Source organism: Mesorhizobium atlanticum (assembly GCF_003289965.1).
Lineage (GTDB): Bacteria > Pseudomonadota > Alphaproteobacteria > Rhizobiales > Rhizobiaceae > Mesorhizobium > Mesorhizobium atlanticum.
Genome location: NZ_QMBQ01000004.1, coordinates 437,693 through 450,142, shown reverse-complemented (window position 1 = coordinate 450,142; position 12,450 = coordinate 437,693). Strand labels below are relative to the sequence as shown.

11 protein-coding genes are annotated in these 12,450 nt (G+C 65.1%); 4 read left to right on the top strand and 7 right to left on the bottom strand.

All coding sequences use genetic code 11. The features are described from left to right. Window positions 1-2 precede the first annotated feature (2 nt). The 7 genes from DPM35_RS15820 to DPM35_RS15790 form a co-directional block, all read right to left on the bottom strand. On the bottom strand, window positions 3-1,016 hold the full coding sequence (locus DPM35_RS15820) for an ABC transporter ATP-binding protein (RefSeq protein WP_112128198.1): 1,014 nt from the start codon (window positions 1,014-1,016) through the stop codon (window positions 3-5). After that, window positions 1,009-2,115 carry an ABC transporter ATP-binding protein gene (locus tag DPM35_RS15815; protein ID WP_112128197.1) on the bottom strand — a complete coding sequence of 369 codons (1,107 nt, stop codon included), beginning with the start codon at window positions 2,113-2,115 and terminating at the stop codon, window positions 1,009-1,011. The genes DPM35_RS15820 and DPM35_RS15815 overlap by 8 nt, the downstream gene beginning before the upstream one ends. Window positions 2,116-2,117: 2 nt before the next feature. After that, the gene (locus tag DPM35_RS15810) at window positions 2,118-2,321 is read right to left on the bottom strand and encodes a hypothetical protein (protein ID WP_112128196.1); all 204 of its coding nucleotides are present in this window, start codon (window positions 2,319-2,321) and stop codon (window positions 2,118-2,120) included. Between the two features lie 217 nt (window positions 2,322-2,538). Then, window positions 2,539-3,489 carry a carbohydrate ABC transporter permease gene (locus tag DPM35_RS15805; RefSeq protein ID WP_112128195.1) on the bottom strand — a complete coding sequence of 317 codons (951 nt, stop codon included), beginning with the start codon at window positions 3,487-3,489 and terminating at the stop codon, window positions 2,539-2,541. Next, window positions 3,486-4,433 (bottom strand): carbohydrate ABC transporter permease, encoded by a 948-nt coding sequence (locus DPM35_RS15800; RefSeq protein WP_112128194.1) that lies wholly within the window; start codon window positions 4,431-4,433, stop codon window positions 3,486-3,488. The genes DPM35_RS15805 and DPM35_RS15800 overlap by 4 nt, the downstream gene beginning before the upstream one ends. A gap of 107 nt (window positions 4,434-4,540) precedes the next feature. Next, entirely contained in the window at window positions 4,541-5,869 is a 1,329-nt protein-coding gene (locus tag DPM35_RS15795; protein WP_112128193.1) for an ABC transporter substrate-binding protein, read from the bottom strand. A 253-nt stretch (window positions 5,870-6,122) separates the two neighbouring features. Then, window positions 6,123-6,821 carry a PIG-L deacetylase family protein gene (locus DPM35_RS15790; protein ID WP_112128192.1) on the bottom strand — a complete coding sequence of 233 codons (699 nt, stop codon included), beginning with the start codon at window positions 6,819-6,821 and terminating at the stop codon, window positions 6,123-6,125. A 21-nt stretch (window positions 6,822-6,842) separates the two neighbouring features. Between DPM35_RS15790 and DPM35_RS15785 the strand changes: the two genes are divergently transcribed. The 4 genes from DPM35_RS15785 to DPM35_RS15770 all read left to right on the top strand — a co-directional run bounded on the left by DPM35_RS15785 (window position 6,843) and on the right by DPM35_RS15770 (window position 12,406). Next, the gene (locus DPM35_RS15785) at window positions 6,843-7,733 is read left to right on the top strand and encodes a DMT family transporter (protein WP_112128191.1); all 891 of its coding nucleotides are present in this window, start codon (window positions 6,843-6,845) and stop codon (window positions 7,731-7,733) included. 53 nt (window positions 7,734-7,786) lie between these two features. After that, entirely contained in the window at window positions 7,787-10,249 is a 2,463-nt protein-coding gene (hrpB, locus tag DPM35_RS15780; RefSeq protein WP_112128190.1) for an ATP-dependent helicase HrpB, read from the top strand. A gap of 43 nt (window positions 10,250-10,292) precedes the next feature. Then, a complete protein-coding gene (locus DPM35_RS15775; protein WP_181592049.1) occupies window positions 10,293-11,618 on the top strand; it encodes an ActS/PrrB/RegB family redox-sensitive histidine kinase in 1,326 nt (441 codons plus the stop codon). A 224-nt stretch (window positions 11,619-11,842) separates the two neighbouring features. Then, window positions 11,843-12,406 carry an ActR/PrrA/RegA family redox response regulator transcription factor gene (locus DPM35_RS15770; protein WP_112128188.1) on the top strand — a complete coding sequence of 188 codons (564 nt, stop codon included), beginning with the start codon at window positions 11,843-11,845 and terminating at the stop codon, window positions 12,404-12,406. The last annotated feature ends 44 nt before the right edge of the window (window positions 12,407-12,450 follow it).

Here is a 12,450-nt window from a genome sequence, read left to right as displayed (position 1 = left end):
GGCTACATCAGCCTTTGCCCGTCCGATCCGAAATAGAGCGGCGCGATGTAGCGAATCGTCACCTTGTCCCCCTTGGCTAAAGGCGTGTCGGGATCGGTCAGCGTCACCAGCTTCTTCGCTCCCACCGTCACGTGCAGGTGGTTCTGGTCGCCGAGATGCTCGACCCAGTCGACGACGCCGTCGGCATGGCCGTTCGCCGCCTTCTCGATCGCCAGATGCTCGGTGCGGGCGCCGATCGTCGCCGTGCCTGTCGGCGCACCGCCATCGGGCAGCAATCCGGCCGGCAGGAGGTTGATCGCCGGCTGACCGAGGCGGGCCGCGACATGAAGGTTTGCCGGCTCGGAATAGATCGCGCGCGGCGTGCCGATCTGCACCAGCACGCCATCGGCGAGGATGCCGATGCGGTCGGCCATGGTCATCGCCTCGATCTGGTCGTGCGTGACATACAGCATGGTAGCGCCGAGCTCGGACTGGATGCGCTTCAGCTCGAGCCTCAGATCGGCGCGCAGCTTGGCGTCGAGCGAGGACAGCGGCTCGTCCATCAGGTAGATCGCGGGCTTGCGCACCAGCGCGCGGCCGATGGCGACGCGCTGCATCTCGCCGCCCGACAGTTTTGTCGAACGGTTGTCGAGCTTGTGGTCGATGCGCACCATGCGCGCCACGTCTTCGACGCGGCGGCGCACGGCTTCCTCCGGAAAGCGCCGCGCCGGCGAGCGCAGCGGAAAGGCGAGGTTGTCGAACACCGAAAGATGCGGATAGAGCGAATATTGCTGGAAGACGAAGGCGGTGTCGCGTTCGGCCGGCGACAACGTCGTCGCGTCATGGCCGCCGACATGGATCGTGCCGCTGTCCGGCCGCTCCAGCCCGGCGATCAGCCTGAGCGTCGTCGTCTTGCCGGCGCCGGTCGGCCCAAGCAGCACGACGAATTCGCCGTCCTTGATCGCGAGGTCGAGATTGTTGATCGCGACGGTGTCGCCAAAACGCTTGGTCACGCCCTGGATACGGACATCAGCCATGGCGCGCCTCCGCTGCCTGATCATGCATGGCGGTCCTGACCGCGCGTCCGGAACCCTTTTCGAACAGCGACAGCCGCGCGCTGCTCAGCGTCAGCCCGACCTGCTCGCCGGGGCTGAGATGGATGCCGGCCGGCACCCGCGCCTTGATGATGCCGTCGGCCGTCTCGACGGCGACGATCTGCGTGGTGCCGAGATATTCGGTGCCATAGATCGCGCCGCGCAGCTTCGAGCCGTCGTCGAAGCGGATATGCTCGGGCCGGATCCCGAGCGCCATGTCGGCGGGCGCGACGTCCTCGCGCACTTCCGGCACCGCAACCTTGGCGCCCTGAACGACGATCTCCTTCGCGCCCTTGGCGAGGCCGCCACCGAATTTCAGGAAATTCATCGGCGGCGAGCCGATGAAATCGGCGACAAACATGGTCGCGGGCCGGTCGTAGATCTCGCGCGGCGTGCCGAACTGTTCGATGACGCCGTGGTTCATCACCGCTATTTTGTCGGCCATCGACATCGCTTCCATTTGGTCATGCGTGACATAGACGGTCGTCGCGTGGATGCGGTTGTGCAGCTCGCGCAGCTCATGCACCATCAGATCGCGGAACTCGGTGTCGAGGGTCCCCAGCGGCTCGTCCATGAGAAAACATTTCGGCCGCCGCACGATGGCGCGGCCGAGCGCGACGCGCTGGCGGTCGCCGCCGGCAAGACCGGAGACGGATTTGTCGAGCAGGTGATCGATGCGCAGCAGCTTCGCGGTCTCCTCGACTCTGGCGCGGATCTCGGCCGAAGGCATGCCCTGCGCCAGCAGCGGGAAGCCGATATTCTTGCGCACGTTCATATGCGGATAGAGCGCGAAGAGCTGGAAGACGAAGGCGATGTCGCGCTCGCGCGCCCGGCGCATGGTGACATCCTCGCCGCCGAGCAGGATCTTGCCACCGGTCGGCAGCTCGAGGCCGGCGATCATGCGCAGCGTCGTCGTCTTGCCGCAGCCCGACGGGCCGAGCATGACGAAGAACTCGCCATCCTCGACGACGAAATTGGAATCCTGCACCGCGACGAATGCGCCGAAGGCTTTCCTCAGGTTCTGAACGCGGATCTCGGCCATCGTTATTCCGGGAATTTCGAGACGATGATGAACATGACCGTGCCGGCAAGCATGGTGATGAAGGAATAGGTGTAGAGCGGCAGCGCGAAGGGCTGGAACAGCATCAGGAAGCCGATGGCGATGATCGTCGTCGCGATGTTCTCCATCAGCCCGCGCCTTGCCCAGCGCGGCCAAGAGGAGCGCTTGGAGACAACAGTGCGGCTCATGCGTTCCTCCCTTCCTTCTCCCCGTTCGAGGGGAGAGATGGTTGCCACGTGGTTCCCCCACTCCGTCGCTGCTTCGCAGCGCCACCTCTCCCCCCTCCGGAGGGAGAGGAAAGGAGCCAGGCTGAATGAAGGTCGCGCCCTTCCTCTCCCCCGTCGATCGGGGGAGAGGTGTCGAGCGAAGCTCGACGGAGTGGGGGTCGACTTATTCCCACACTAGTCATTTGCGCACCGCGCCGAAGGTGATGCCGCGCAAGAGCTGCTTGCGGAGCAGGATGGTGAAGACGAGGATCGGCACCAGGAAGATGGTTGTGCCCGCCGCCACCGCCGGCCAGTCCTGGCCGCCTTCGCCGATGATGGTCGGAATGAAGGGCGGCGCGGTCTGCGCAGTGCCGGAGGTCAGCAGAGCGGCGAACGCATATTCGTTCCAGGCGAAGATCAGGCAGAAGATCGCGGTCGCCGCGATGCCGGTCGTGGCCTGCGGCAGCACGGTGCGCCAGAAGGCCTGAAGCCGCGTGTAGCCGTCGATCATCGCGGCCTCTTCATATTCGCGCGGGATCTCGTCGATGAAGCCCTTGAGCAGCCAGACCGCCAGCGAGACGTTGACCGCTGTGTAGAGCAGGATCATGCCGAGCGCGGTGTCGGACAGGCCGAGCTCGCGGTACATCAGGTAGATCGGGATCGCCACCGCGATCGGCGGCATGAAGCGCGTCGACAGGATGAAGAACAGAAGATCGTCGGCCAGCGGCACCTTGAAGCGCGAGAAACCATAGGCCGAGAGCGTGCCCAAAAATACCGCGCAGAAGGTCGAGCCGAAGGCGATGATCAGCGAGTTGACGAAGCGCGGCACGAAGTTCGACGGCCCGGCGATGACCATGTTGCGCTTGCGCACCGTCGCGTCGCAGAGCCCGGTCGCCGGCCCCAGCGAATTGATGTATTCCGGCGTTTGCCTGGTGCGCGTCGTGAACAGGTTGCAATAGCCTTCCAGGCTCGGCTGGAAGACGATCTTCGGCGGATAGGCGATCGAATCCGGCGGTGTCTTGAAGCTGGTGGCGAAGATCCACAGCAGCGGCACGATCGAGATCAGCGCATAGGCGACGATGATCACGCCGGCGATCCGCTTCGAGTTTGCCGAAGGTGCTACGACGGAATGGGCGGTGGTCAGGCTCATCTCTGCTTCACCTTGTTGAGCGCCTTGACGTAGATGTTGGCGAGGCCGAACACCGCGACGAACAGGATGATGGCGAAGGCCGAGGAATAGCCGGTGCGCCAGCTTTCGAAGGCTTGCCGCTTCAGGGTGATCGAGGCGACTTCAGTGGTCGAGCCGGGTCCGCCGCCGGTGAGCAGGTTGACCATGTCGAACATCTTGAAGTTCTCGATGCCGCGGAACAGCACGGCGAGCATAATGAAGGGCAGCGCCATCGGCAGCGTGATCGACCAGAACTGCCGCCAGTTCGAGGCGCGGTCGACCTCGGCCGCCTCATAGATATATTCGGGGATGGAACGCAGGCCGGCGAGGCAGATCAGCATGACGTAAGGCGTCCACATCCAGGTGTCGACGATGATGATCGCCCACGGCGCCAGCTCGACGTTGGACAGCATCTGCACATTCGTCGGCGGAATGCCGGTGACGAAGGAGATGACATAGGAGAAGAGCCCGATCTGCGGCTCGTAGAGGAAGCGCCAGAAATTGCCGACCACTGCCGGTGACAGCATCATCGGCACCAGGATGATCGTGGTCCAGAAGGCATGGCCGCGGAACTTGCGGTCGATCAGCCAGGCGAGCGTGAAGCCGATCACCGTCTGCAGCAGGATCGTCCAGAACACGAAATGCGCCGTCGTCTGCATGGCGATCCAGATGTCCTGGTCGCCGAGGATGCGCTGGTAATTGGCGAGCCCGAGGTTCTTCACCACTTCGTTGGGGCGGTTGGCGCGATAGTTGGTGAACGACAGATAGATCGCCCAGAACAGCGGGAAGATGTTGATGGCAAGCAACAGAAGGATCGTCGGCGAGATGAACAGCCAGGCGAGGCCCTTGTCGCTGATGCCCCGGATCCTCTTGGCCAACGGCTCCGGGGTCGCCCGGGCAACGTTGTCCGCAGTCCGATTGAGCATGGTTAGTCCTGCTTCGGTCACGTCAAGTCTCGACAATGGAATTTATCTGAACTGCGTCCCGTGCCAAGGGCGGCACGGGACGCGCGGGTCACGGCTCGGGAGGAGCCTTACATCTTGCCGTCGTCCTGGAAGGTCTGCGTCCAGTCCTTGACCAGGCTGTCGAGCGCTTCCTGCGCGGTACCCTTGTCGGCCACCACATAGTCATGAACGCGCTTCTGCATCGCCTGCAAAAGCGTGGCGTAGCTCGGCTCGGCCCAGAAATCCTTCACGATCGCCATCGATTCCAGGAAGGTCGAAGCGTAGGGCTGGCTGGAGGGGAACTTGGGGTCGTTCACCACCGCATTCAGACAGGAGTAGCCGCCCAGCGTCCACCATTTGGCCTGCACGTCCTTGTTGGCGAACCACTTGATGTATTTCAGCGCCGATTCCTGCTTGTCGGAATAGGAGACCACAGAAATGCCCTGGCCGCCGAGCTGGGCGAAATGCCCCTTCGGACCGGCGGGGTTGGCGAAGAAGCCGATCTTGTCGCCGCCTACTTTCTCGTCCTTGTAGAGACCGGGCCAAGTGAAGGCGAAGTTCATATGCAGGGCAACCTGGCCCGATTTGAAGGCGTCGGCGGATTCGCCCATGTAGACGTTCGACGACCCGGGAGGCGTGCAGCAATCATATAGCTTCTTGTAGAGTTCGAGCCCCTTGGCCGCGTCCGCCGAATTGACGAAGCCCTGCATTTCATAGGGCTTCTTTGGATTCTGATAGTCGAAGCCATAGTCGTAGAGGACGTTGGTGACGCCCATGGTGATGCCTTCCGAGCCGCGCTCGGTGTAGATCGAGGCGCCATAGACCGTCTTGCCGTCGATCTGCCGCTTCTGGAAGAATTCGGCGATCTGCATCAACTGGTCATAGGTCTTGGGCGGCCCAAGTTCCCAGCCATACTTCTCCTTGAATTCCTTCTGCAGCTCGGGCCGTGAGAACCAGTCCTTGCGATAGGTCCAGCCGACGACGTCGCCCATGGCCGGCAGCGCCCAGTAGTTCGGCGTGTTCTTCGGCCATTCGGAGTAGCCGACCACGGTCGCCGGCACGAAGTCGTCCATGCTGATATGCTCCTTGTCGAAGAAGTCGTTCAGCTTGACGTAATGGCCGTTCTCGGCGGCGCCGCCGATCCATTGGCTGTCGCCGATGATGAGATCGCACAGCTTGCCGTGCGAATTGAGCTCGTTGAGGAAGCGGTCGGCGTAATTGGTCCACGGCACGAACTCGAACTTCATGCCGATGCCGGTTTGCTTGGTGAAGTCCTTGGACAATTCCACGAGCGCGTTGGCCGGATCCCAGGCCGCCCAGCACAGCGTCAGGTCTTCCGCATGCGCGACATTCGAGACGGCTGTCGACGCAAAGATCGCCGAGGCCAGTCCCAACGCCAGTTTCAAGGTCGATTTCATGCCTTACCTCCCATTTGCGAAACGCGTCCGGATGACGGTTTCAAGAGCCCTCAACCCTCGCTCCTCCGAGGGCCTAAACAAGGCGCGCGCTGTGCGCGCCATGGCGCGTGCTGCGCAGCCGATGTTTAGTAATTTGTTTAGTGATGCTCTTTTTACTAAACAACGCAAGTGAATTCGTTGCTGCGTCGCAGCATGGCGAAATGGGTCATTGAAATCGTTGGGAAATGATCGACGGACCTGTGTCCCGCAGCCGTCAGTTGATCGGTTTGGCGGGGCCCGGGCTTGCCATCACCGGCCGGATCGCCGGCGCCGGCGGCAGCAGCGCGCGTATGTCGGCGAAGGGGAAGGTCGGCTCGAAGCGGAAGGCTTCCGCCAGCGCGCCGGAGGCGCCGTTGCACTGGCCGGCGCGAAACTCGTTCTGGAGGTGCGCCCTGTGCACATAGTGCTCCGCACCCTGCGATTGGTGCGCGCGGATCGCTTCAGCCTTGATGTCCCAGTGCTGCGAGATCTCGACATAATGCGTCGGTGAAAAACCGGTGCCGCCGAGCGTATCGGCATGCAGCACAGGCACGGCGAAGGACGCCGCGATGCGCATGCCGTCGGACAGGGCGCGATGGTCGCCATGATAGTCGTAAGGCGCATGGGTGATCGCGAGGTCGGGCTTCACCTCGCCGATCAACGCCTTCAGCGCCGCAATGAACGCGGCGTCGGCGATGAGCGCGCCGTCGGGAAAGTCGAGGAAGCGCGGTTCGACGCCGAGCAGCCCTGCCGCCTTGGCCGCTTCCTCGCGCCGCAAGCGGGCGAGCGCCGCCGGGTCGCCCGTACCGCCTTTGGCACCATCGGTGGCTATGGCGAAAGTCAGCTCTGCGCCTTGCGCGGCATAGGCGGCCAGCGTACCGAACATGAATATCTCGATGTCGTCGGGATGTGCCCCCAGCGCCAGTATCTTCACGTCTTCTCTCCCGGAAATGGTATGCCGAACGGAATCCTGCTCGCCCTGATCGCCTATGCAAGCTATTCGTTCAGCGACGCCGTCATCAAGAGCCTGGGTGGGCAGTTCACCGTCTTCGAGATCGGCTTCTTCTCGACCTTGTTTGCCGCCTGTTTCCTGTTCTTCACCAAGCCGAGCGACGAACGCTGGCGCGACTTCTGGCGCACCAGAAGGCCATGGGCGGTGCAGGCGCGCGCCTTGGCCGGCATCGCCTCGGGCGTGCTGAGCGTCTTTGCCTTCACCACCATTCCGCTGGCGGAAGTCTACGCGCTGATCTTCCTTGCGCCGTTGCTCGTCACCATCCTGTCGACGGTCATCCTGAAGGAAAGGGTCGGTCCCTGGCGGTGGCTCGCCGTGGTCGCCGGCTTTGTCGGCGTCATGCTGGTGGTGCGGCCGGGTTTCCGCGAATTGCATCTCGGCCATCTCGCCGCCTTCGCCAATGCCTTCCTCGCCGCCACAAGCGTCATCCTGATGCGCTCGCTCGCCCAGCAGGAAAGGCGCACGACGATCCTCGGCGCCCTGGTCGGTTACGGCCTTGTCTTCAACGGCGTCGGCGCGGCCGCCACGTCGTTCTCGCTCCCCAATTTCGGGCAACTGGTCTGGCTTATGATGGCGGGCCTCTTCACCGCCGGCGGGCAGCTGCTGCAATTGCTTGCGGTCAAATACGCGCCCGCCAATCGCATCGCGCCGACGCATTATTCGCAGATCGTCTGGGCGGTCATCCTCGGCGCGCTGTTCTTCCAGGAATATCCCGACTGGCTGTCGCTGGTTGGCCTGGCGGTGGTTGGCGCATCCGGCCTGCTGACCATGGTGCGCGAGGAGGTCAGGCTCGGCACCGTGCGCTGGAACCCGTTTTCACGCACCAGACTTTGACCGGCTGACCTGACACGTTGCGCGGCGACCGTGACCGCTGATATGCGGGCGACATGACGACGAAACCCCTGCCGGAACTCCCGGTCACAGCCGCGCTGCCGGCACTCGGCGAAGCGCTCGCGCGGCGCGGCAGCGCCGTGCTGGTGGCGCCGCCAGGCGCCGGCAAGACGACGCTGGTGCCGCTGGCGCTGCTCGACGCGCCATGGCTCGGCGAGGGCCAGATCGTGCTGCTCGAGCCGCGCCGGCTCGCCGCCCGCGCTGCCGCCCGCCGCATGGCTGAACTGCTCGGCGAAGAACCCGGCGGCACGGTGGGCTACGCCATGCGCATGGAGAACCGGACCTCGGCGCGGACAAGAATCCTGGTCGTCACCGAAGGCGTGCTCTCGCGCATGATCCTCGACGATCCGGAGCTGCCGGTCGTCTCCGCGGTGATCTTCGACGAATTCCATGAACGCTCGCTCGACGGCGATTTCGGCCTGGCGCTGGCGCTCGACGTGCAGGGCGCGCTGCGTCCCGACCTGCGGCTGCTGGTCATGTCGGCGACGCTCGACGGCGCGCGGGTCGCAAAGCTTTTGTCTGGCGCGCCGGTGATCGAAAGCGAGGGCCGGGCCTTTCCGGTCGAGATCCGCTACGACGAGCGGCCGGCCGGCACGGCGATCGAGGATGTCATGGCCAGGGCGGTGCGCGCGGCCCTGGCCGGCGAGCAGGGCAGCGTGCTCGCCTTCCTGCCCGGTCAGCGCGAGATCGAGCGCACCGCCGAGCGGCTCGCGGGCAATGTCGCGGCCGACACCGACATCGTTCCGCTCTACGGCCAACTCGACAACCGGGCGCAGGACCAGGCGATAAGGCCGGCGCCGGCCGGCCGCCGCAAGGTGGTGCTGGCGACCTCGATCGCCGAGACATCGATCACCATCGACGGCGTGCGCGTCGTCATCGATTCCGGCCTTTCGCGGCTGCCGCGCTACGAGCCGGCGAGCGGCCTGACCAGGCTCGAGACGGTGCGCGTCAGCAGGGCCTCGGCCGATCAGCGCGCCGGCCGCGCCGGGCGCACGCAAGCCGGCGTGGCCGTGCGCCTGTGGCGCGCCGAGCAGACGGCGTCGCTGCCCGCCTTCACGCCGCCGGAAATCCTCGAAGCCGATCTCTCCGGCCTGCTGCTCGACTGCGCCGCCTTCGGTGTCGCCGATCCGTCGAGCCTCTCCTTCCTCGATCCGCCGCCGGCGCCGGCGCTCAACGAGGCAAGGGTTCTGCTCAAGGCGCTGCACGCCATCGATGAGGCAGGGCGGCTGACGGAAGCGGGCGCCGCCATGCGCAAGCTGGCGCTGCCGGTGCGGCTGGCGCATATGGTGGCCGAAGCCGCGAAGGCCGGCCATGCGCTCGAAGCGGCGACGCTTGCCGTGCTTTTGACCGAGCGTGGGCTGGGCGGCGACAGCGCCGACCTGGAGCGGCGTCTGATCCGGTTTCGCGGCGAGAAATCGCCCCGCGCGAATGCCGCCAGGCAGCTCGCCGAGCGTTTGGCCAGACAGGCCGGTGGCGGGCAGGGCGGCGAGGCGGCCAGCGCCGGCTCGCTCCTGATCCATGCCTGGCCGGATCGCGTTGCAAGGGCGCGCGGCGAGCGCGGCCGCTTCGTGCTCGCCAACGGCTCGGGCGCCATGGTCGATGCCGCCGATCCGCTCGCCAATGAGACCTGGCTTGTCGTCGCCGACCTGCAGGGCAAGGCGCAGAACGCCCGCATCACCGCCGCCGCGCCGGTTGGCGAAGCCGATATCCGCGCCGTTCTTGCCGATCGCATCGAGACGAAGCGCGAGACGAGCTTCGACCGCGAGCGCCGCGCCGTGCGCGTGCGCGAGACCGCCAGGCTCGGCGCCATCACGCTTTCCGAACGCATGTTGCCGGCGCCGTCCGGCGCCGAAGCCGACCGCGCCATTCTCGACGCCGTGAGAGAGCACGGCCTGCCGCTGCTCGATTGGGGTAAGGAGGCCGAAACCCTACGGCAGCGGCTCGGCTGGCTCAATCGCGGCCTCGGCGCACCCTGGCCCGACGTTTCGGACGAAGCGCTTGTCGACGGCCTCGAAGACTGGCTCCTGCCATTTCTCGGCGGTGACGCCTCCCTCGCGGCCATCAAGCCGGCGATCTTGTCCTCGGCGCTGATGGCGCTTGTTCCGCATGACCTGCAGCGCAAGGTCGACGCGCTGGCGCCGACCCATTTCGACGCACCGTCCGGCAGCCATGTTCCGATCCGCTATGACGGCGAATGGCCGGTGCTGGCGATCCGGGTACAGGAGCTGTTCGGCCTCGACCGGCATCCTTCCATCGCCAACGGCACTGTGCCGCTGACGCTGGAGCTCCTGTCGCCGGCGCACCGGCCGATCCAGACGACGCGCGACTTACCAGGCTTCTGGCGCGGCTCCTGGGCGGATGTGCGCACCGACATGCGCGGCCGCTACCCAAAGCATGTCTGGCCGGAAAACCCGCTGCTCGCCGCCGCCACCAGCCGCGCCAAGCCGCGCGGAACGTGACGATGCTCTATCGCTTCCACTCCTGCGGCTGTAATCCTTGGCCATGATCAACATCCTGCGCGCGCCCGATACCCAGCAAAGCCAGCGGCTGCGGCTCAACACGCTGGTCCGCCTGCGCTGGCTGGCCATCGTCGGCCAGAGCGTCGCCGTGCTCGTCGTTGCTTATGGCTTGAACTTCCCGTTGCCGGTGTCGATGTGCTTTGCGCTGATCGCCTGCTCGGCCTGGATGAACCTGTGGCTCACCTTCCGCTATCCGGCGGCGCATCGGCTCACCCCGCTTTCGGCCTTCGCGATCCTCACCTTCGACGGCGTCCAGCTCACCGGCCTGCTCTACATGACCGGCGGCCTGACCAATCCGTTTTGCGTGCTACTGTCCGTGCCGGTTGTCATCTCGGCCGCCTCGCTGCCACTGCGCATGACCGCGGTGCTTGGCGCGCTGGTCATGTTGGCGGCAACCCTTCTGGTGTTCTTTCACCTGCCGCTGCCCTGGTACGAAGGAGCGCCGCTGCCGATGCCCTTCATCTATGTCGCCGGCATGTGGATGGCTGTGTTTGCCTCGATAGCCTTCACCGCCATCTACGCCTTCCGTGTCGCCGCCGAGGCACGCCTGCTCGCCAACGCTTTGGCCGCCACCGAGCTGGTGCTGCAGCGCGAGCAGCATCTTTCGGCGCTGGACGGGCTTGCCGCCGCCGCAGCGCATGAGCTCGGCACGCCGCTGGCCACCATAACCGTCGTCGCCAAGGAGATGGAAAAGGCGCTCGGCAAGGACCCGAAATATGGCGAGGACGTCAAGCTCCTGCGCTCGCAGAGCGAGCGTTGCCGCGAGATCCTGAAGCGGCTGACCAGCCTATCCTCGGAAGGCGAAGCGCATCTGTCGCGCATGCCACTCACCTCGCTGATCGAGGAGGTGACGGCGCCGCACCGCGATTTCGGCATTTCGATCCGGCTGCGGCCCGGCGAGCGCATCGGCCCCGAGCCCGTCGGCCAGCGCAATCCGGGCGTCATCTACGGGCTCGGCAATCTGGTCGAGAACGCCGTCGATTTCGCCCGCAAGTCGGTCACCGTCAGCTGGAGCTGGGACAATGAGGCAGTCACCTTCTCCATCATCGATGACGGGCCGGGGTTTCCGGCCGAGATCATCGACCGCATCGGCGAGCCCTATATGTCGACGCGCCAGGGCACCGAGGCAGGCGGGGGCCTGGGGCTCGGGTTGTTCATCGCCAAGACCTTGCTGGAGCGTTCCGGCGCCACCATCGATTTCCGCAATTCGAGCGGGCTCGGCGAAGGCGCGGTGGTGCAGATATCCTGGCCGCGCGGCGTCTTCCTCAACCAGGATCAGGCTTCGGCCACCATGTTCGACAATGCGTAACCTTGGTTGGATGGTGCGCAAACCTTGCAATTACCGCATGGCAGATCTGTTGCCGGCTCTAAAAATTGGACATTGCTCTTGCGGGACTGTATCTGCGTAAAAGTGAAGCATGTCGCCAAAAAAGTGTCTGGAAAAGCGGCATGCCCCGAAAAACATGGACTTCGAGCGCCTCCGCCGGAATTCGTTTCGACGGGTGCGCTTTTAGTCAATAGGGTGCCGATAAGATGAGCGGAGACGAAACGGCTGGCGTTATGGTCGAGGGCGAGGACACCTCGCTGCTCATCGTCGAGGACGACAAGCCCTTCCTCACCCGGCTTGCCCGGGCCATGGAGACCAGGGGCTTCGTGGTCGAGACGGCGGAAAGCGTGGAAGAGGCGGTCGCCAAGGCGCGCGCCCATCCGCCGGCCTATGCGGTGGTCGACATGCGTCTCGGCGACGGCAACGGCCTCGATGTTGTCGCGGCCATCCGCGAAAAGCGCGACGACGCCCGCGCCATCATCCTCACCGGCTATGGCAACATCGCCACCGCGGTGACGGCGGTGAAGCTAGGCGCCATCGACTACCTCTCCAAGCCCGCCGATGCCGATGACGTCTTCGCCGCGCTCACCCGCACCTCCGGCGAACGCGCCGCGCCGCCGGAAAACCCGATGTCGGCCGACCGTGTGCGTTGGGAGCACATTCAGCGCGTCTACGAAATGTGCGACCGCAACGTTTCCGAGACGGCGCGCCGCCTCAACATGCACCGCCGGACCTTGCAGCGGATACTGGCCAAACGCGCTCCGCGCTAGCACGGGCACTCCCGCAGCAATCCTTTTGCGAGACCGAACCGCTT

Excerpts from the sequence above, each read along its gene's own strand:
- DPM35_RS15815 (WP_112128197.1), bottom strand. The coding sequence starts at position 2,115 with ATGGCCGAGATCCGCGTTCAGAACCTGAGGAAAGCCTTCGGCGCATTC.
- DPM35_RS15810 (WP_112128196.1), bottom strand. The coding sequence starts at position 2,321 with ATGAGCCGCACTGTTGTCTCCAAGCGCTCCTCTTGGCCGCGCTGGGCA.
- DPM35_RS15820 (WP_112128198.1), bottom strand. The coding sequence starts at position 1,016 with ATGGCTGATGTCCGTATCCAGGGCGTGACCAAGCGTTTTGGCGACACC.
- DPM35_RS15770 (WP_112128188.1), top strand. The coding sequence starts at position 11,843 with ATGAGCGGAGACGAAACGGCTGGCGTTATGGTCGAGGGCGAGGACACC.
- DPM35_RS15785 (WP_112128191.1), top strand. The coding sequence starts at position 6,843 with ATGCCGAACGGAATCCTGCTCGCCCTGATCGCCTATGCAAGCTATTCG.
- DPM35_RS15775 (WP_181592049.1), top strand. The coding sequence starts at position 10,293 with ATGATCAACATCCTGCGCGCGCCCGATACCCAGCAAAGCCAGCGGCTG.
- hrpB (WP_112128190.1), top strand. The coding sequence starts at position 7,787 with ATGACGACGAAACCCCTGCCGGAACTCCCGGTCACAGCCGCGCTGCCG.
- DPM35_RS15795 (WP_112128193.1), bottom strand. The coding sequence starts at position 5,869 with ATGAAATCGACCTTGAAACTGGCGTTGGGACTGGCCTCGGCGATCTTT.
- DPM35_RS15805 (WP_112128195.1), bottom strand. The coding sequence starts at position 3,489 with ATGAGCCTGACCACCGCCCATTCCGTCGTAGCACCTTCGGCAAACTCG.
- DPM35_RS15800 (WP_112128194.1), bottom strand. The coding sequence starts at position 4,433 with ATGCTCAATCGGACTGCGGACAACGTTGCCCGGGCGACCCCGGAGCCG.